The following is a 17993-nucleotide window of genomic DNA, read 5'->3' on the forward strand; positions in this document are numbered from 1 at the left end:
ATGAGTACAGCTCTGATCATCGTGGACGTGCAGAACGACTTCTGTGAGGGCGGCTCGCTCGCCGTCGCCGGGGGAACCGCCGTGGCGGAGGGGATCACGGCGCTCCTGCAATCGCAGACCGATTACGCAGCCGTGGTCGGCACCCGCGACTGGCACATCGACCCGGGAACGCACTTCAGCGAGTCCCCCGACTACGTGGACTCCTGGCCCCGGCACTGCGAGGTCGGCACCCCGGGAGCGGACTCGCACCCGGCGCTGGACACCACGCCGGTGCAGGCCTGGTTCCACAAGGGGCAGTACGCGGCGGCCTACTCCGGGTTCGAGGGGGTCTCGAACGCTTCGGAAGCTTCAGACGCTTCGGACGGGGAAAAGCTGACCGACTGGCTCCGGGAGCGCGGGGTCACGGCGGTGGACGTGGTCGGGATCGCCACCGACCACTGTGTGCGGGCGACTGCGCTCGACGCCGTCGCGGCCGGCTTCACCACCCGGGTCCTGCTCGGGCTGACCGCCGGGGTGGCCCCGGAGACCACCCGGTCGGCGCTGGAGCAGCTGAGCTCGGCCGGGGCGGAGCTGGTGGGGTCACCCGCGTCCCCTAAATTGGACGCATGAGCGAAGGTCTTGTGGGTCTGCCCGGCAGCGATCACCCGGGTTCCGGCCCGGTGGTGGAACCGCTGCTCGACGGACTCCTCGGGGACGTGGTGTCCGGTGACGCCGAGCAAGCGCTGGCGGCGCACCGCGACCACCGGCGGGCCTGGTACGGCGACCTGATCGGGGCGCTGCGGGTGCCCGTCGAGGCCGCCGAGCAGGTGATCTACGCACTGCACACGTCCGACGCCGGGCTGCCGATCGTGCTGGGTTCCGGGCCGGCCCCCGACGGGGACGACCTGGCGCTGCTGGAAAACCTGCGCCGGGCCCGGTTCCAGTTCCTGGACAACCACCGGGTCGAGCTGATCGCCGTGGAGCTGCCCTTCGCCGGTCCCGGAGCCGGGTCGGCGGCCGAGCGGGCGCGGATCATGCTGGACTCGCTCGACTTCACCGTGCCGGCCTGGTTCAGCGTCCCGGCCGAACCGGGCTGGGAGGCGGCATTCGACGTGCTGCGTGAGGACGGCGCCGAGAGCGTCGCGCTGCAGCTCCTGGGCTCCGCGCAGGACTCCGCCACCTCCCTGCGGGCACTGATCGACCGGGACCTGCCCTACGCGATCACCGCGGGTGTCTCCGGCCTGGTCACCGACGCCGACGGTTACGGCCTGCTGAACGCCCTCTGCGCCACCCGCGCCGCGCTGAACGGCGCCGAGGTGCCGGAGATGGCCGCGATCCTGGCCGAGAAGGAACTGGAGCCGCTGGCCTCGGCCGTACGCCGGATGAGTGAGGCCGACGCCGCCACGGCGCGGGCGTTCCTGCCGACCGTGGTCGTGCCGTCGGTGCGGGCCCTGGTGGAAGAGCTGGAGGCCGAAGGGCTGATCGAGCCCGACGCCGCCTGACCGAGACCATTTCGGGATCGTCCATCCGGGCCCTCCACACTGCGTTCATGATCACGTAACGCTACGTTTTCGCCATGAAGGTGCATAACCGCCCGGGTGCGGGTCCTACCGTTCTGGCGCTGCACGGCATGAGCAGTACGGCAGCGGTCTGGGGCGATCTGGAGAGACGACTCGCCGGGCGGCACCTGGTGGCGCCCCATCTGCCGGGCCGGGGCCCCTCGCGCGACGTTGCGGCCCTCGACGGGCTGGACGGGCTGGCCGACGTGGTGCTCGAGCTGGCCGACCGCTCGCTGTGGGCGGCCGCGGGCGAGACCGTGGTCGTGGGGCACTCGATGGGTGCCTTTCTCGCGCCGATCGCGGTACGGCGGATGGTGGACGCAGGGTTTCGGGTCCGCGGGGTGGTGCTGCTCGACGGTGGCCCCCGGCCGGCGCCGTCTGCCCTCACGCATCCGCTGGTGGTGCGCGCCCTGTTCACCGGGATCGCGCTGACCCAGTTCTGGAAGCTGTCGTTCCGGGCGGGCGACGACGCCGTCGACTGCCTGAGCCGGCCCACCCGGCTGGGGCTGCTGAACGATCTCGACATGCCCGTGCACCTGATCACGGCCGCCTCCGGCGCCCGCCCGTCCAGCCCGGAGTTCCTTTCCGACCAGGCCGTTTCGGAAGGGCTGGCCGAGCTGGGGCGGATGACCACCGAGCGTGTCGACACGACCCACGAGGGCCTGCTCACCCATCCGGCCGTCGCCGCGGCGGTGCGCCGGATCGGCTGACCCGGGCGCGACACCCCGAGTCCGCCCGGCGCAAGCGGATGTGACGAAGTCGGAACCTGCACAGGACCTTCGACCGAGCAGTAGATGACGTGTTAGAACTGGGTTAATGCCCGGCGACGGAGCCGTGTCGTCATGTCATCGAGAAAGTGATCGAGCTCATGCCTGAGCCGGAGGTCGAGGCCCTCGTGGCCGAGTTGTCGGTGAAGTACCCGCTGTTCGCCACGACAACGATCCAGCGCTGGGTCCGGCGTGAGTGCGCGCGCTACGCCGAGGCCCGCATCACCACGTTCGTCCCGATTCTCGTCCGCCGGGGCGTCGAACGCACCCTGCGCGAGCTGGACACCATCCAGGTCATCGACCTCACCGCCCCGAACCTGTCGCCCGTGCACTGAGCAACCTGGGCTACTGGGCCTCCTCCACGTCGAGGTGGATGCGCCGCCCGCCGTGATCCAGGATCGCGAGGATCTCGGCCGGTCCGTCCGGAGCGCCGAACGAGTGCGGCACCATCGTCGAGAACGAGGCCGCCTCACCCGTCTCGACCACGATCCTCCGCTCCCCCAGCAGCAGCTCGACGGTGCCGGACAGCACGGTGAACCAGTCGCTGCCCGGATGCACCTTCAGCGCGTCGTCGCCCCGGGGCGCCGGCTGGGTCAGGCGCACGCGCACCACCGTCATCCCGTTCGGTCCGTCCTGCCGGTTCAGCGTCCAGAACGTCCGCCCCCGCTCCTCGTCGTGGCGCGGGCGGATCACCACGTCCTCGTCCCCCGCCGACTCCACCAGCTCGTCCAGCGTGGCCCCCAGAGCCCGGGAGATGGCCGTCAGCTGGTCGAGGCCGATGCGGCGGTGACCGGTCTCGATGCGGCTCAGGGTCGAGGGACTGAGGTAGCACCGCGAGGCCAGGTCGTCGAGCGACCAGCCCTGGGCCAGCCGTAACCCGCGGATCCGGGCCCGGACGAGCCGATCGACGCCATCTTCTTGCTTCATACGCAAGATGGTATGCCTCAGGCGCAAGATGCTCGTAGGGTCGGGACATGGCAGAACATCAGCACGGTCACGGGCACGGTCACGGTCACGGCGACAGTCACGGCCGTCAGCCCTTCACCGACGACCACATGGTCGAGATGCTCGATCTGGACGGGGAGGTCCTGCGCGACCACCTCGACTCCGTGACCGGGTGGATCGCCGGGCACCTGGGAGAGCACCCCGTCCGTACGATCATCGACCTGGGATCCGGAACCGGTACCGGAACGTTCGCCCTGCTGCGCCGTTTCGGTGACGCCCGGGTGACGGCGGTGGACGCGTCGACCGGCCTGCTGGGGCACCTCACCGCCCGCGCGGAGCACCTCGGGCTGGGCGACCGGGTGACCACCCGTGAGGTGGACCTGGACTCGTCGGCCCTCGGGACGCCACCGGCCGATCTGGTCTGGGCATCCGCGTCGATGCACCATCTGGCCGACCCGGCCCGGGTTCTCGCCGACCTCCGCACCGCCCTGGTCCCGGGCGGCCTGTTCGCGATGATCGAGTTCGAGACCTTCCCGCGCTTCCTGCCCGACGACATCGGCCTGGGCACAGCGGGCCTGGAAGACCGTCTGAACGCGATCGCCGACCGGCAGCGCCAGGAGCACCACCCCACCGTGAACTCCGACTGGACCTCCACCCTCACCGCCGGCGGGTTCACCGTGCGGGAGGAGCGCACCTTCGGGATCTCGCAGACGGCGCCTCTTTCCGGGGCGGCCCAGCGCTACGCCCGGGTGACCCTGTCCCGCCTGCGGCAGGGGATCGGTGACCAGCTGTCCGCCGACGACCGGGCCACGCTGGACGCCCTGCTCGGCGACGACGGCCCTCACCACCTGGAGGCCCGCACCGACCTGGGCGTACGCAGCGAGCGCCGGGCGTGGGTGGCCTCCCCCGTCGGGTGATCGTAGGTACCGGCGGTACCCAGGCTGTTCGGGCGTCCCGCGGTCATGATGGAGGCATGCGTTTCGGCGAACTGCTGCACCTGTGGCGCGACCGGCTCGCCCCGGCCGACGCGGGGTTCCCGGCGACCACGTCACGCCGGGCGCCCGGTCTGCGCCGGGAGGAACTGGCCCAGCTCGCGGGGCTCTCCGTGGACTACGTGCTGCGGCTGGAACAGGGGCGTGCGACGAACCCCTCCGCCCAGGTCGTGAGGGCCCTGGCCCGGGCGCTGCAGGTGTCCCGGGAAGAACGGGACCAGCTCTACGTCGCCGCCGGGCTGTTGCCGCCGCAGGACGGGACGATCAGCGCTCACGTGCCGCCTGGCGTCCAGAGACTGGTGAGCCGCCTGGGTGACGTGCCGATCGGGGTGTACACCGCGGACTGGACCCTGGCCTGGTGGAACGACCTGTGGGCAGCGACGATGGGTGACCCGGCGGAGCTGGACGCGGCCCGGCGCAATCTGGCCCGGATGCTGTTCACCGGCGGCCTGCCGCGGGTGCTGCACTCGACGCGGGCCGACTCGCTGGGCCCCGCCATCGTCGCCGACCTCCAGGTCGCGGCGGCCCGGTACCCGGCCGACGGGGGTCTGACCCGGCTGGTGCGCGAGCTGCGCGAGGCCTCACCGGAGTTCGCCCGGCTGTGGGTGGAGTCGGTACCGGCCGAGCACACCACCGACCACAAGATCATCGATCACCCGGAGGTCGGCCCGATCCACCTGGACTGCGACATCCTCCTGGTGCCCGGGGCGAACCTGCGGATCGTCACCTACACCACCGCCGCCGGTACCCCGGACGCGACCAAACTGGACATGCTGCGGGTCACCGGTGGTCGCAGCGGGATGCGCGCGGGGTGAACCGGGACCGATCACCGTCAAGTCGGGCGCCGGCCGCGCCGATGACCGGGCATCACTCGTGATCCCTCACGGTGCTGCGGGTTTCGCGATCTCTGACGGAGGCTCCGGATGGCCATCTCCCATTCTTCCACTGCTCTGGTCCCGGTGACGGGCGTGGTGGGCGTGTATCTGAACAAGCGCACCGGCGAACCGGTAAAGGTACCGATCGTGGCGTTCTCACCGGAAACCGGTCAGACCTTCTACGTGGACCGCAACGGCAAGGTGGTGGACTACCGGCTCAGCCGGGAGGACGACGTGTGGAGCGTGGGGGTGTTCGCCGCCGGTGACACGGAGGGCATTCACGACGCCGTGGTGGCCGAGCTGAACTCCACCGGCCTCTCGCACCATCCGCTGCCCCACGTACCCGCGGCGGCGTCGGCGGCCGCCCTGTCGTAGAGACCCCCGCCCCCGGAAAACATGTTGCACACGGGGCCCCGCGGGGCCGAAGGTGTGCGGCGATGAACACTGCTGCGGTTCTTGCCGCTTTCGACGAACAACAGCGCCGCACCGGTGAGGGCGAGGGCGCCGACAACCCCGAGTCCGGCCGCGAACCCCGGGTGCTGGTCACGGTGAAGCCCGAGTGGGCGGCCGTCACCTGGTCGCGGCTGACCGAGGCCGACGCCGACGAGGTGATCGCCGCCCAGATCGGGCGGATGTCGGGTCTGGGGCTGGACTGGGAATGGAAGTACTACTCCTACGACACCCCGGCCGACCTGCCGGACCGGCTGCGGGCCGCAGGGTTCAAGGACGAGGACCCGGAGACCCTGATGGTCGCCGACCTGCACGAGCTCGAGCTGGTCGGGGCGCCGGAGGGTATCCGGATCGAGCCGGTCACCGACGCCGCCGGGATCGCCCGGATGGTGGCCGTGCACGACGAGGTCTTCGGTGGGGACCATCGGGCCTGGGGTGACGCCCTGCTGCGCCAGATCGAGGCGACCGCCGGCGACGAGGCGCCGGGTGTGGTCGGCCTGGTTGCCCTGGATGGCGACCTCGCGGTCTCCACCGGACGCGTGAATTTCCACCACGGTACGGATTTCGCCAGCATCTGGGGTGGCAGCACCCGGCCCGGATGGCGGGGCCGTGGCCTGTTCCGCGCGCTGGTGAGTCACCGTGCGCGGCTGGCCATCGACCTGGGCTATCGGTACCTGCGGGTCGACGCCGCCACCATGAGCCGGCCCATTCTGCAGCGCATGGGATTTCACGAGATCGCCACCACGGTTCCGTTCATCCATCACGCGCCGGAAACCGAGAACCGGCACCTCTGACACGACATCAGTGCGCCGCCCGCGTGACACACCCGATCCCCGGGCGGCACACTCCACCGTCGTGACCAGCTTCGACCCGCTCGACCCGCTCGGCCTCGCCGACGACGCCCCGCTCTTCGCCGCCTGGCTGCGGATGTCTGCCGGCGTGAGGTCGGGGAGCACCCGGTTCTTCAGCATTCCCGGGCACAAGCAGAGCAGCCGGCTGACCGGTCCCCTGGTGGACGGCGATCTGCCGCTCTACGCCGGACTCGACACGGTGCAGCTGAGCGGTGGCCTGCTGGCCGAGGCCGAGCAGCGCGCGGCCGCGTTGTGGGGCGTGGACTGGTGCCGGTTCTCGGTCGGTGGCTCGACCCACGCGAACCAGGCCGTGGCCCTGGCCGTCGGCGCCCCGGGCGACACCGTGATCGTCTCCCGCACCCTGCACCGTTCGATGCTGACCGGGCTGATCCTGGCCGGGCTGCGGCCGGTCTGGGTGCACCCCGAGCTCGACGAGCGGCACGGCCTGCCGCTCGGGGTTCCCAGAGAGGCCGTCGCGCAGGCCCTGGCCCACCATCCGGAGGCGAAAGCAGTTCTGGTGGGCGATCCTTCGTACGTGGGCACGACGGGTGACATCGCCGGTCTGGCCTCCACCGCGCACGCCGCCGGGGTGCCGCTGATCGTCGACGGCGCCTGGGCCGCGCACTTCGGGTTCCATCCCGGCTACCCGACCCACGCTCTCGCGCTCGGAGCCGACGCCCTGGTGCTCAGCGCGCACAAGACCCTGCCGGCGATGAACCAGGCGGCGCTGCTGCTCGCGCGCACCTCCTGTGCCTCCCGCGCACCGGGTCTGCTCGATCCCTCTCGACTGGAAAGGGGTTTCGAGGCCGGGCACACGACCAGCCCGTCCGGGGCGATCCTGGCGAGCATCGACGCCTCCCGGGCCCTGCTCCAGCACCACGGAGACCGGCTCCTGGGTGCGTTGTTCGACCTGCGGCTGAACGCCGTCGAGAAGCTCCGCGAGGTGCCGGGTCTGGAGGTGATGACCGGGGAGGGCACCGATCCGGCGAAACTGGTGATCCGGTTGCCCGGCACCGGGGCCTGCGGCCTGAAGGTCGATGCCCGCCTGCGGGCAGCGGGTTTCACGATCGAGATGGCCGACCGGGACACGCTGGTGCCGATGCTGACACTGGCCGACGAGGCACCCGCGGTCGATGCTCTGGTCAGCGCGATCATCACAGCGGTGGACGCGGAACGCGCCAGCGCTCGCGAGGCGGTGTTCGCGCCCTCCTGGCGCACGGTGCCCGTGACGGGCACTGCGCCGCGCGAGGCATTCTTCGCCCCGCACGAGACCGTCGGCGCCCTGGACGCGGTCGGCCGGGTGAGTGCGGAGCTGATCGCTCCCTACCCACCCGGCGTGCCGGTCCTCGCCCCGGGTGAGGTGATCACCCAGGAGATCGTGGACGCGTTACGCCAGGTCGCCCACGACGGTGGCCGGATCGCCTACGTCGAGGATCCGACGCTGACCACGTTCCAGGTGGTCGGCCGAACCCCTACTTCTGGCCGATGAACCAGCGCCGCAGCGTGGCGATGCGCTCCTGCAGCTGTTCGGCGCTGGCCTTGGCCACCTCGGGACCGCCACAGGCGTCACGCACGTTCGAGTGGACCACGCCGTGCGGCTGACTGGTCCGCCGTGACCAGGCGCCGACGAGGCTGTGCAGTTCCTTGCGCAGTGCCGTGATCTGCCGGTGACCGGTGACCTCCTGCGGTTGCTCCGGAGCGACCGCCGGCTTGTTCTTGTTGCGCGCCAGCTGGTCGGCCTGCCGCTGCCGCAGCAGCGTGGTGACCTGGTCGGGCTCCAGCAGGCCGGGGATGCCGAGGAAGTCCTCCTCGTCCTGGCTGCCGACCTCGGCGTGGGTGCCGAACTCCTGCTTGTCGTAGAGCACCCGGTCGAAGGTGGCCTGCGACTCCAGGGCCTCGAACGGTGTCTTCTCCAGGTCGCCGGAGGCCTTCTCCTCGCGGTTGGCCTCGAGCAGCAGGCTCTCTTCCGGGTTCTCGTCCTCGTCGCCGTCCTTCTTCGGCTTGTCGAGGGCGTGGTCGCGCTCCACCTCCATCTGGGCGGCCAGGTCGAGCAGCACCGGCACGCTGGGGAGGAACACGGAGGCCGTCTCACCCCGCTTGCGTACCCGCACGAAGCGGCCGATCGCCTGGGCGAAGAAGAGCGGCGTACTGGTGGAGGTGGCGTAGACGCCGACCGCGAGCCGCGGCACGTCGACACCTTCGGAGACCATGCGGACCGCGACCATCCAGCGCGAGGTACCGGCCGAGAACTCCTCGATCTTCTCCGAGGCACCCTCCTCGTCGGAGAGGATGATCGTCGCCGACTCGCCGGTGATCTCCTTCAGCGTGCCGGCGTAGGCCCGGGCCGTCTCCTGGTCGGTGGCGATGATCATCGCGCCGGCGTCGGGCACCCCGCGCCGCACCTCGGTCAGTCGCTTGTCGGCCGCCTGCAGCACCGAAGGGATCCAGGAGCCCTGAGGGTTGAGCGCGGTGCGCCAGGCCTGACCGATCATGTCCTTGGTCAGGGGCTCGCCCAGCCGGGCGGCCACCTCGTCCCCGGCGCTGGTGCGCCAGCGCATGGCCCCGGAGTAGGCCAGGAACATGACGGGGCGCACGACGCCGTCGCGCAGGGCCTCGGCATAGCCGTAGGCGTGGTCGGCGCGCGAGCGGCGGATGCCCTCCCGATCCTCCTCGTACTCGACGAAGGGGATCGGGCTGGTGTCGGACCGGAACGGGGTACCGGTCAGGGCCAGCCGGCGGGTGGCCGGGTCGAACGCCTCGCTGACACCGTCGCCCCAGGACAGCGCGTCACCCGCGTGGTGGATCTCGTCGAGGATGACCAGGGTCTTGCCGGCCTCGGTGCGCGCCCGGTGCAGCAGCGGCTTCATCGAGACCTGGGCGTAGGTGACCGCGACCCCGTCGAACGAGGCGCCGTGGGCCCCCTGGGCGTTGCTGTAGTTCGGGTCGAGGTGGATACCCACACGCTGCGCCGCGTCGGCCCACTGCCGCTTCAGGTGCTCGGTGGGGCAGACCACGGTGACCCGCTGCACGACGCGCCGCTGCAGCAGCTCGGTGGCGATGCGCAGGGCGAACGTGGTCTTACCGGCGCCCGGGGTGGCCACCGCGAGGAAGTCGCGCGGGTTGGTGGTCAGGTACTTCTCCAGCGCCGCCTGCTGCCAGGCCCGCAGCTTGGACGACGTGCCCCAGGGCGCCCGGGCCGGGAAGGCCGGGGGCAGCTGGGAGGCGGCCGACGAGCTCGCGTGCGCCGGGTTGGTGTGCCCCGGGCTCGGCGGTGGGGGCGGAGGAGGAGGTGGACCCGGCTGACTGGAGACCGAGTCAAACAGCGAGGGAGCGTTGGAACCGCCGGGGGTCACGCCGCCGTCCTTTCGTCGTTCACGCGGATCTGCCGGTGTCCCAGGAGATTTCCCGCATCCGGAGTGCCGCCGTCGGCCCCGTGATCCCTAGTGATTGGTCGCGTCATCGACCAGTGAGGCTACCTGCTGATGGGCGCCGGGGCGCGACGCCGACCCGGTGACGACCGCCGCCGAAGGGGTGCGATGGATCACGAATCAGCGCGTGACCAGGGCCGATGGCGTGATCGCGATCGGGAAGGGAACGGCCAGAACCAGTTCCTCGTCACCGGTGGCCCGGCCGGTCTCGGCATAGGCCCCGTCACGCAGTTCCAGGGTGAGCACGCAGGGTTCGTCCGGATCGACGATCCAGTACGACTCGACGCCTTGATCCTGGTATTTGCTGCGCCTGTACAGCCCCAGAACCATCCACAGGCCACAGAAGGTTGTGGACAACCCTGTGGATCACGTCGGTCGCGCCCGGAAACCCGCCAGCGCCACCAACACCCCGAAGACACCCGCGGAGAACCACATGATCGTGAACAGCCGGGCGTCTCCCCCGACCGGGTCGTGCCAGGCGGCGAACGCGGCACCGGTGACCCCGATGCCCAGCGCCGCCCCCAGCGCGTCGGACAGCTGCAGGGCCGAGGAGTTGCGGCCCTCCTGCCCGGGCTCGCTGTAGCTCAGGGTCAGGACGCCGGTGCTGGCGATCGACAGGCCCATGCCGGTGGCGCAGAAGGCCCACAGCGGCAGCACCAGCCAGCCCGAGACCGGGGGCCGGATCAGCAGGGTGAGACTGATCAGCGAGGTCGCGATGATCAGGGCGCCGATCACGAAGAGCAGGTGCCGGGGAAGAGGCATCCAGGGCCGGGCCTGCACGTAGGACCCCGCGGTCCAGCCGACGATGCCGCCGGTGAGTACCAGCCCGGCCTGACCGGCCTCGAAGCCGTGCTGGTTGATGAGCATGAGCGGGATGAACGACTCGGCACCGAAGAACATCCCGGCGAACAGGCCGCGCAGGGCGATGACGGTGGGCAGGCCGCGCCGCAGCAGCAGGGTGCCGCGCGGAACCAGGGGACGGAATCCCGCCACCACGAGCAGCAGGGCGAGCACCACGACCGTCCCGCCCACAACGCCGTGCCCCAGACGCGCCAGACCCCACTGCAGCCCGAGCACCCCGGCTGTGACGGCCACACCGCAGACCGCACGCCGGCGCACCTGCGAGGGGGTCAGGGCCGACGGGTCGCCGGGTTCGTGGGACGGGGCGGACCGCAGCTTCGGCAGCAGGGCCAGGGCCGGGGGCACGGCCAGCGGCACGACGAGCAGGAAGACCAGCCGCCAGGTGACCTCCTCGGCCAGCCAGCCGGCCAGCGCGGGGCCGACGATCCCGGGCACCACCCAGGCGCCGGCGGTCAGTGAGAAGACGCGGGGCTGCAGCCGGGTCGGGAAGACGTCGGCGATCACCACGTACATGGCCACGACGAGCAGGCCCGCGCCACCACCCGCCAGAGCTCTCCCGGCCAGGAGGAACGTGAAGGTGGGCGCGAAGCCGCAGATCAGCTGGCCGCCGCCGAACAGGACGAGCCCGGTGGTCACCGGCCGGCGGGTACCCGAGGTGTCGCACCAGCTGCCGCTCAGCACCACCCCGACGAGCTGGGCGGCGATGAAGACGGAGAAGCCGAAACCGATCTCCCGCACCGCGTTCAGGTCGCGGGTCAGCACGGGCATCGCCGTCGACACAGCGACCGCCTCGAAGGCGATCAGAGTGATCAAGGTGACGATGCCCGCGAGGGTGGTCAGGTACGGCGAAAGCCGGGCCGACGCCATTGCCCGCTCGGGTGTTTCCGGTGGTTCGGGGTGTTGCGTGGCCCCTGACTCAGAAGGGGGCGGCTGTTTCAGGGGTTACTTACCGTCCTTGTCATCGCCGCCGCCGGAGTTGAGGCCCTCGTAGATGTCTTTGCACATGGGGCAGACCGGGAACTTCTTCGGGTCGCGACCCGGCACCCAGACCTTGCCGCAGAGCGCGACGACCGGCTCTCCGGAGAGGGCCGACTCCAGCACCTTCTCCTTGCGCACATAGTGCGCGAACCGCTCGTGGTCGCCGGGCTCGACCTCCTGCTCGACGTGCTCACGCTCGAGCAGGCCGGTGGTCGAGCGGTCCGGCGAGGACATCGGGTCCAGCTGGGGTTCGGGGTAAGGCGTGCTCATGGCGACTGAGTCTACGACTAGTTCGCCTAATTCATGGTCGGGTCGTCCGGGTACGTGGACACCAGGGCGAGCTCTCCGCGCTGGCGGCGCAACACCTCGCCCCACAACCGGTCGGGCCGGTCGGTGAACGCGTCCCGGGGCTCGGAGTCGACGACGAACCAGGCTCCGTCGGCGATCTCGGCCTCCAGCTGACCGGCCGACCAGCCGGCGTACCCGGCGAAGATCCGCAGCCCGGCCAGACCGGGCACGATCACCTCCGGAGGGGCGTCCAGGTCGACCAGCCCGATCGAGCCGATGAGCAGGCGCACGCCGACGGGCTCCGTGCCCTGACCCGGCATCGCGACCAGTCCGAGGGCCGAGTCGAGTTGCACCGGGCCGCCCTGGAAGAGCCGCCCCGGAGCGGTCGTGTAGGGCTGCCAGGACGGGAGGACGGACGAGACATCCACGTCCATGGGCCGGTTCACCACGAGTCCGAGTGCCCCGTCGTCGCCGTGGTCGAGCATGAGGATCACCGTGCGGCGGAAGTTCTCGTCCTCCAGGGTCGGGCTCGCGACGAGGAGGCTGCCGCTCAGCCGACGGGTCTGGATGGGCATATGCACATCATCAGGGTCGGGGACGTGTGGATACAGCCCAAGCCACGGGGAGAGTCAGCCACGGCGCCACAGAATCGCTGTGACGATCACCACACCCGCCAGATCGGCCACCACATCGGCCGGGTCGCCCGACCGGTTCGGCAGGACGAAGTGCTGGAGCAGCTCACTCACCACCGCGTGCCCGGCCAGCACGAGAGCCACCGGTCCCAGGCGCAGATTCGCCCGGGCGGCTGCCCACACCAGCCCGCCGAAGATCGCACCGTGCACGACCTTGTCGACCGGCAGGCCCCCGGTGCCCGGGGTTCTCGGGGCGTAGAGCACGACCAGATGGAGGACGAGCGTCAGGACGAGCACGGTCCGTCGCCAGGGCGACGCGGCACCGAACCCGGACCTGACCGGGTCCGGTGCCGACGACGTCCGCAAGGAATCGGTGCTCACGCCTGAACAGCCACCGCCGCCTCGTGGACGGCGGCCGCGACCACGGCGCTGACGTCCGGGTGGAACACGCTGGGCACGATGTACGCGGCGTTGCGCTCGGAGTCGGTGACCACCCCGGCCAGGGCGCGGGCCGCGGCCAGCAGCAGGTCGGTGGTGATGACCTTGGACTGGGCGTCGAGCAGGCCGCGGAAGACCCCGGGGAATGCCAGGACGTTGTTGATCTGGTTGGCGAAGTCGCTGCGGCCGGTGGCGACCACGGTGGCGTGCTGCGAGGCCTCCAGCGGGTCGACCTCGGGCACCGGGTTCGCCATCGCGAACACCACCGCGTTGGTGGCCATCGTGGCGATGTCGTCGCCGGTGAGGATGCCGGGGGCGGAGACCCCGACGAAGACGTCGGAACCGGCGAGCGCTTCCTTCAGCGAACCGGTGACCCCGCGCGGGTTGGTGTTCTTCGCGGTCCAGTGCAGGCTCTCCGGCAGACCGGTGCGGGCCGGGTGCACGACACCCTCGATGTCGCAGACCACCACGTCCTGCGCCCCCGCGGCGAGCAGCAGCTTGAGGATCGCGGTGCCGGCCGCACCCGCGCCCGACATCACGATCCGGACCTGGGAGATCTCCTTGCGCACCACCTTGAGCGCGTTCGTCAGCGCGGCCAGGGTGACGATCGCGGTGCCGTGCTGGTCGTCGTGGAAGACCGGGATGTCCAGGGCCTCACGCAGACGCTCCTCGACCTGGAAGCAGCGCGGGGCGCTGATGTCCTCGAGGTTGATCCCGGCGAACACCGGGGCGATCCGGATGACGGTCTCGACGATCTCGTCGACGTCTTGCGTGTCCAGGCAGATCGGGAACGCGTCGATGTCGGCGAAACGCTTGAACAGTGCTGCCTTTCCCTCCATCACGGGCATCGCGGCGAGCGGGCCGAGGTTGCCCAGGCCGAGCACCGCGGAACCGTCGGTGACCACCGCGACGGTGTTGCGCTTGATGGTCAGACGGCGTGCGTCCTCGGGGTTCTCGGCGATCGCCTGGCAGACCCGCGCCACCCCGGGGGTGTAGATCAGGGAGAGGTCGTCACGGTTGCGGATCGGCACCTTGGACTCGATGCGCAGCTTGCCACCCAGGTGCATCAGGAAGGTCCGGTCGGAGACCTTGCCGATGGTGACACCGGACAGCGAGCGCAGCGAAGCGATCACCTCGGGCACATGGTCACCGCCGCGCGTGGCGCAGGTGACGTCGACCTGCAGCCGGTCCACGCCGGACGCGGTCACGTCGAGCGCCGTGACGATCGCGCCGGCGTGCTCGATCGCGTGGGTGAGCTCGCTGACCGCGGTGGACCGGGCCGGCAGTTCCAGCCGGACCGTGATGGAGGAGGAAACACTGGGTGCGCTCGGCATGCGCCCATTGTGGTCCAACTGTGGTGTGCCGGTGACCATCGCAGGACACCTTGCGGCCGGTTTCGGTGCCGTCGGCCCCTTTAAATATGAACTCAATTCAGCACATCCGTGAGGGCACCCGGCTCACCGTCGATGAAGCCCTGGTACTCGTCACAGCCCATCCTCTGCAGAACACCCAGCGTGTCGGCGTCTTCTACGCCCTCGGCCACCACGAGCAGCCCCAGGCCGTGGCCGAGACCGAGCACCGAGGCCACCACGGCACCGGCCCGCAGTTCGGCGGGCAGGTCGGCGACGAAAGACCGGTCGACCTTGAGCACGTCGACGGGAAGGCGGCTCACGTACTGCAAGGACGACCAGCCGGTACCGAAATCGTCGAGGGCGATCACCACGCCCAGCGCCTTGAGCTCTTCCAGCACCTGGCGGGCGGCGACCGGGTCTTCGGAGAATGCGGTCTCGGTGATCTCCAGGACGAGCCGGCCGGGTTCGACCCCGCTCTCGGACAGGGCGCGCGTGACGGTACGGGTGAGCCGGCCGCTGATCAGCTGCCGGGCCGAGACATTGACGGCGAGCGTGAGCTCCGGGTGCTGGCGGGTCAGGTCGGAGAGGTCGGCGAGCGACTGCCTGAGCACCCAGTCGCCGAGCTCGACGATGCGGCCGGTGCGCTCGGCGATCGGGAGGAAGACGTCGGGCGCGAGCACGCCCAGTTCCGGGTGACGCCAGCGCAGCAGCGCCTCGACGCCGGTGATCCGGCGCTCGCCGCAGGTGCGGCGCGACTGGTAGACGAGTTCCAGTTCACCGTCACCGACTGCCCGGCGCAGGGCGGTGGCCAGCTCGAGGCGTTCCTCCACATTGTCGCGCAGGCTCGCGTCGAACAGTTCGTAGCGCCCCCGGCCCCGGCCCTTGGCGTGGTACATCGCGGTGTCGGCGTCGCGCAGCACGCTGGCGACCGGGTCGTCGTCCTCGGGCACGGCGTCGATGACGGTGACCCCCACGCTGACGCCGGGGGCGACCTCGGCGTCGCCGATGACGATGGGGTCGTCGAGCACCTCGATGATGCGGCTGGCCATGGCGACCGCGTCGTTGACCGCGTCCACGGCCATGACCACCACGAACTCGTCACCGCCGAAGCGCGCGACGACGTCGGCGGACCGGCAACGGCGCCGCAGTCGCTGGGCGACCGTGACGAGGACCTGGTCGCCGACGGCGTGACCGAGTCCGTCGTTGATGTCCTTGAAACCGTCCAGGTCGCAGAAGAGAACGGCGAGACGGCGCTTGCCCCCGGGACCGGCAGGCCCCTCCCCCGAACGCAGCCGCGCCATCGACGCGGCCAGCCCTTCCATCAGGACGGTGCGGTTGGGCAGACCGGTCAGGGAGTCGTGGGTGGCACGGTGGTTCAGATCGTTGTCGCCGGACGGCGGGGCGTCCGGGTCGACGACCCGGTTGACGGCGACCAGCCCGCGTGAGGCACCGGCGTGGTCGTAGAGCGTGGCGACGGTCGACTCGATCTCGACCACCGCACCGGAGCGGCTGATCTGCCGGACGAACCCGTGCCAGCGCCCCTGCACATGGATGTGGCGCCGGGCGGCCGCCGCGTCACCCTGCGCGTAGATGGTCTCGATCAGTTCGGTGAGCCGCTGCCCGATCGCGTCACCTGCGAGGATGCCGTACGTGCGTTCCGCGGCCTCGTTCCAGTGGGTGACCAGCTCGAACCGGTCGATGCCGATCACCGCGTCGGGCAGGATCGGGAGCAGTGAGCCGGTCACGTCGGTCACGGCGGGCACGGCCGGCACCACGGGCACGGCGGCCACCGGACTGCGTGCGGGCATGCCGAATCCCGGGGGCGCCAGCCGCAGCCCCCGGTCCTGATTCAGATCCGATTGCGTCACGATGCAGCACACAGTATCTCCCGTGTCGCATTCTGTAACGGCGATTGGCCCGATTCGACCCGTTTCCCGACTGAGAATTTGCTGAGAAAATGATCAGGAACCGCGGACCGTCGACTCCCGCACGATCAATTCGGGCAGGTAGACGACCTGACGGTGCTGATGCTCGACGCCGCTCTCGTGCGCCTGCGTCTCCTCGGTCAGCAGTTCTGCCGCGGTGCGGCCGATCTGGTGCCGGGGCTGGCGTACCGACGTCAGGGGCACTGCGGCCGCGGCGGCGAACTCGATGTCGTCGTACCCGACGATGGCGAGATCGTCCGGCACCCGGATGCGCAGGCGGGTCATCTCCTGCAGCAGCCCCAGGGCCAGGAGGTCGTTCGCGCAGAACGCGGCGGTGGGACGCCGCGAGGCCGGCATGCCTGCCAGGCGCTGACCGGCGGCCCGCCCCTCGGCCACGGTGAGGGCCGCCGTCGGCAGCACGGTCAGTGCCCCGGCGCCTTCCACCGCACCGCGAAAACCACGGAGCCGGTCCTGCACCTGGCCGATGGAGTCCGGCCCGCCGACGAAGGCGAAGCGCTCGTGACCGCTCTCGACCAGGTACTCACCGGCCAGCCGGCCACCGTAGACGTCGTCGACCGAGACCGAGCACCAGTCGTCACCACCCGTGCGGTCGACGAGCACCACCGGCACGCCGATACCCGGCAGCGCCGCCCGGCCGACCCCACCCGGATCCACCGGCGTGACCAGCACACCGCGCACCCGCTGTTCGAAAAGCAGTTCCAGGTATTCGTGTTCCCGCTGGCGGCTGTTGTCGCTGTTGCACAGGAACACGGCCAGCCCGGCATCCCGGGCGGCCTCCTCGACGCCCCGGGCGACGTCGGTGAAGAACGGGTTGGCGGCGTCGAGCACCAGGTAGCCGATGGTGCGGCTGGCCCCGGCCCGCAGGTGCCGCGCGGACTCGTTACGCACGAAGCCGAGCTTCTCGATCGCGGACTCCACCCGGGAGCGGGTCGCCTCACCCACCCGGTCGGGCCGGTTCAGCACGTTGGAGACCGTGCCCACCGAGACCCCGGCCGCGGCCGCGACGTCCTTCACGCTGACCGAGCTGGACAACCGTCCGCCCCTCTCCGGGATCGCACCACGAACTGCTGATTGAAACGCCTCAGCGCCCCGAGCGCCAGAACCGCTCGCCGCACAGGAGCCCCGTCACGACCTACTCCGGACATTCTCCCCCACCGCGCCGCTGAACTGCGCCGACAGGACGTCCATGGCCACCAGTGCCTGTGACCCTTGACACTAGCGAGCGGCCAGACATAGCGTCACCGCACCTGAATCGTTTCAAACCCCTGGTCTTGCGAGGAACCGAACCCATGAACAGGTACTGCTTCCTGCTGCAGGTCCGGCCTGAGCGGCTCGCCGAGTACAAGGAGCGTCACGCCGCCGTCTGGCCGGAGATGCTGCGGGCCCTGGCCGACTCCGGCTGGACCAACTACTCGCTCTTCGCCCGCGAGGACGGTCTGCTGGTCGGCTACGTCGAGGCGCACGACCTGATCGCGGCCCAGGAGGCCATGGCCCGCACCGATGTGAACTCCCGCTGGCAGGAACAGATGGGCGAGTTCTTCATCGGGCTCGACGGTCGCGCGCCGGACGAGGGTTTCCTGCTGCTGGAGCAGGTCTTCAACCTGGAGGACCAGTTGGGGAAGACCGTCTGACCGGCACGGCGAAGGGCCGGG

Annotated in this window: 20 protein-coding genes; 10 read left to right on the top strand and 10 right to left on the bottom strand. The window is 70.6% G+C overall.

The window, feature by feature from the left end; all coding sequences use genetic code 11:
- The 4 genes from QSK05_RS08175 (at position 1) to QSK05_RS08190 (ending at position 2640) form a co-directional block, all read left to right on the top strand.
- A complete protein-coding gene (locus tag QSK05_RS08175; RefSeq protein ID WP_285595596.1) occupies positions 1-609 on the top strand; it encodes a nicotinamidase in 609 nt (202 codons plus the stop codon).
- The gene (locus tag QSK05_RS08180; protein ID WP_285595598.1) at positions 606-1481 is read left to right on the top strand and encodes a hypothetical protein; all 876 of its coding nucleotides are present in this window, start codon (positions 606-608) and stop codon (positions 1479-1481) included. Before QSK05_RS08175 ends, QSK05_RS08180 begins: the two co-directional genes overlap by 4 nt.
- A gap of 74 nt (positions 1482-1555) precedes the next feature.
- Positions 1556-2248, top strand: a complete 693-nt coding sequence (locus QSK05_RS08185; RefSeq protein WP_285595600.1) for an alpha/beta fold hydrolase — start codon at positions 1556-1558, stop codon at positions 2246-2248.
- 158 nt (positions 2249-2406) lie between these two features.
- The gene (locus QSK05_RS08190; RefSeq protein ID WP_285595602.1) at positions 2407-2640 is read left to right on the top strand and encodes a three-helix bundle dimerization domain-containing protein; all 234 of its coding nucleotides are present in this window, start codon (positions 2407-2409) and stop codon (positions 2638-2640) included.
- Positions 2641-2650: 10 nt separating this feature from the next.
- Here the strand turns inward: QSK05_RS08190 and QSK05_RS08195 are convergent, their stop codons facing one another.
- Entirely contained in the window at positions 2651-3232 is a 582-nt protein-coding gene (locus QSK05_RS08195) for a helix-turn-helix domain-containing protein (protein ID WP_285595605.1), read from the bottom strand.
- Positions 3233-3279: 47 nt separating this feature from the next.
- Here QSK05_RS08195 and QSK05_RS08200 point away from each other — a divergent pair, with 47 nt between their 5' ends.
- The 5 genes from QSK05_RS08200 (at position 3280) to QSK05_RS08220 (ending at position 7907) form a co-directional block, all read left to right on the top strand.
- Positions 3280-4167 (top strand): class I SAM-dependent methyltransferase, encoded by an 888-nt coding sequence (locus tag QSK05_RS08200; RefSeq protein ID WP_285595607.1) that lies wholly within the window; start codon positions 3280-3282, stop codon positions 4165-4167.
- 56 nt (positions 4168-4223) lie between these two features.
- On the top strand, positions 4224-5057 hold the full coding sequence (locus tag QSK05_RS08205) for a helix-turn-helix transcriptional regulator (protein WP_285595609.1): 834 nt from the start codon (positions 4224-4226) through the stop codon (positions 5055-5057).
- 108 nt (positions 5058-5165) lie between these two features.
- A complete protein-coding gene (locus tag QSK05_RS08210) occupies positions 5166-5492 on the top strand; it encodes a hypothetical protein (protein ID WP_285595611.1) in 327 nt (108 codons plus the stop codon).
- Between the two features lie 62 nt (positions 5493-5554).
- Positions 5555-6361: a GNAT family N-acetyltransferase gene (locus QSK05_RS08215; RefSeq protein ID WP_285595613.1), complete on the top strand. Its 807-nt coding sequence runs from the start codon at positions 5555-5557 to the stop codon at positions 6359-6361.
- A 61-nt stretch (positions 6362-6422) separates the two neighbouring features.
- A complete protein-coding gene (locus tag QSK05_RS08220) occupies positions 6423-7907 on the top strand; it encodes an aminotransferase class I/II-fold pyridoxal phosphate-dependent enzyme (RefSeq protein WP_285595615.1) in 1485 nt (494 codons plus the stop codon).
- Here the strand turns inward: QSK05_RS08220 and QSK05_RS08225 are convergent.
- The 9 genes from QSK05_RS08225 to QSK05_RS08265 all read right to left on the bottom strand — a co-directional run bounded on the left by QSK05_RS08225 (position 7891) and on the right by QSK05_RS08265 (position 17373).
- On the bottom strand, positions 7891-9633 hold the full coding sequence (locus QSK05_RS08225) for a DEAD/DEAH box helicase (RefSeq protein ID WP_352300699.1): 1743 nt from the start codon (positions 9631-9633) through the stop codon (positions 7891-7893). The genes QSK05_RS08220 and QSK05_RS08225 overlap by 17 nt on opposite strands.
- Positions 9634-9966: 333 nt before the next feature.
- Positions 9967-10203, bottom strand: a complete 237-nt coding sequence (locus tag QSK05_RS08230; protein WP_285595619.1) for a Uma2 family endonuclease — start codon at positions 10201-10203, stop codon at positions 9967-9969.
- 9 nt (positions 10204-10212) lie between these two features.
- Positions 10213-11574: an MFS transporter gene (locus QSK05_RS08235; protein ID WP_285595620.1), complete on the bottom strand. Its 1362-nt coding sequence runs from the start codon at positions 11572-11574 to the stop codon at positions 10213-10215.
- 75 nt (positions 11575-11649) lie between these two features.
- Positions 11650-11955, bottom strand: coding sequence for a DUF3039 domain-containing protein (locus QSK05_RS08240; protein WP_285595621.1), 306 nt, complete (start codon positions 11953-11955; stop codon positions 11650-11652).
- Positions 11956-11981: 26 nt separating this feature from the next.
- Complete coding sequence (locus tag QSK05_RS08245; protein ID WP_285595622.1) at positions 11982-12548, bottom strand: YqgE/AlgH family protein; 567 nt, start codon at positions 12546-12548, stop codon at positions 11982-11984.
- A 54-nt stretch (positions 12549-12602) separates the two neighbouring features.
- Complete coding sequence (locus QSK05_RS08250) at positions 12603-12986, bottom strand: VanZ family protein (RefSeq protein ID WP_285595624.1); 384 nt, start codon at positions 12984-12986, stop codon at positions 12603-12605.
- Positions 12983-14377, bottom strand: coding sequence for an NAD-dependent malic enzyme (locus tag QSK05_RS08255; RefSeq protein ID WP_285595627.1), 1395 nt, complete (start codon positions 14375-14377; stop codon positions 12983-12985). Before QSK05_RS08255 ends, QSK05_RS08250 begins: the two co-directional genes overlap by 4 nt.
- Before the next feature lie 92 nt (positions 14378-14469).
- Complete coding sequence (locus QSK05_RS08260) at positions 14470-16203, bottom strand: putative bifunctional diguanylate cyclase/phosphodiesterase (RefSeq protein ID WP_285595629.1); 1734 nt, start codon at positions 16201-16203, stop codon at positions 14470-14472.
- A 153-nt stretch (positions 16204-16356) separates the two neighbouring features.
- Positions 16357-17373, bottom strand: a complete 1017-nt coding sequence (locus tag QSK05_RS08265) for a LacI family DNA-binding transcriptional regulator (RefSeq protein WP_285595631.1) — start codon at positions 17371-17373, stop codon at positions 16357-16359.
- A 257-nt stretch (positions 17374-17630) separates the two neighbouring features.
- Between QSK05_RS08265 and QSK05_RS08270 the strand changes: the two genes are divergently transcribed.
- Positions 17631-17972: an L-rhamnose mutarotase gene (locus QSK05_RS08270; protein ID WP_285595633.1), complete on the top strand. Its 342-nt coding sequence runs from the start codon at positions 17631-17633 to the stop codon at positions 17970-17972.
- Positions 17973-17993 lie beyond the last annotated feature (21 nt).

Origin of the sequence: Kineosporia sp. NBRC 101731 (genome assembly GCF_030269305.1) — a bacterium.
GTDB lineage: Bacteria > Actinomycetota > Actinomycetes > Actinomycetales > Kineosporiaceae > Kineosporia.

Bases quoted from the DNA above. Each gene is read 5' to 3' on its own strand.
- QSK05_RS08175 (WP_285595596.1), top strand. From the start codon at position 1: ATGAGTACAGCTCTGATCATCGTGGACGTGCAGAACGACTTCTGTGAG.
- QSK05_RS08180 (WP_285595598.1), top strand. From the start codon at position 606: ATGAGCGAAGGTCTTGTGGGTCTGCCCGGCAGCGATCACCCGGGTTCC.
- QSK05_RS08185 (WP_285595600.1), top strand. From the start codon at position 1,556: ATGAAGGTGCATAACCGCCCGGGTGCGGGTCCTACCGTTCTGGCGCTG.
- QSK05_RS08190 (WP_285595602.1), top strand. From the start codon at position 2,407: ATGCCTGAGCCGGAGGTCGAGGCCCTCGTGGCCGAGTTGTCGGTGAAG.
- QSK05_RS08195 (WP_285595605.1), bottom strand. From the start codon at position 3,232: ATGAAGCAAGAAGATGGCGTCGATCGGCTCGTCCGGGCCCGGATCCGC.
- QSK05_RS08200 (WP_285595607.1), top strand. From the start codon at position 3,280: ATGGCAGAACATCAGCACGGTCACGGGCACGGTCACGGTCACGGCGAC.
- QSK05_RS08205 (WP_285595609.1), top strand. From the start codon at position 4,224: ATGCGTTTCGGCGAACTGCTGCACCTGTGGCGCGACCGGCTCGCCCCG.
- QSK05_RS08210 (WP_285595611.1), top strand. From the start codon at position 5,166: ATGGCCATCTCCCATTCTTCCACTGCTCTGGTCCCGGTGACGGGCGTG.
- QSK05_RS08215 (WP_285595613.1), top strand. From the start codon at position 5,555: ATGAACACTGCTGCGGTTCTTGCCGCTTTCGACGAACAACAGCGCCGC.
- QSK05_RS08235 (WP_285595620.1), bottom strand. From the start codon at position 11,574: ATGGCGTCGGCCCGGCTTTCGCCGTACCTGACCACCCTCGCGGGCATC.
- QSK05_RS08240 (WP_285595621.1), bottom strand. From the start codon at position 11,955: ATGAGCACGCCTTACCCCGAACCCCAGCTGGACCCGATGTCCTCGCCG.
- QSK05_RS08245 (WP_285595622.1), bottom strand. From the start codon at position 12,548: ATGCCCATCCAGACCCGTCGGCTGAGCGGCAGCCTCCTCGTCGCGAGC.
- QSK05_RS08255 (WP_285595627.1), bottom strand. From the start codon at position 14,377: ATGCCGAGCGCACCCAGTGTTTCCTCCTCCATCACGGTCCGGCTGGAA.
- QSK05_RS08260 (WP_285595629.1), bottom strand. From the start codon at position 16,203: ATGCCCGCACGCAGTCCGGTGGCCGCCGTGCCCGTGGTGCCGGCCGTG.
- QSK05_RS08270 (WP_285595633.1), top strand. From the start codon at position 17,631: ATGAACAGGTACTGCTTCCTGCTGCAGGTCCGGCCTGAGCGGCTCGCC.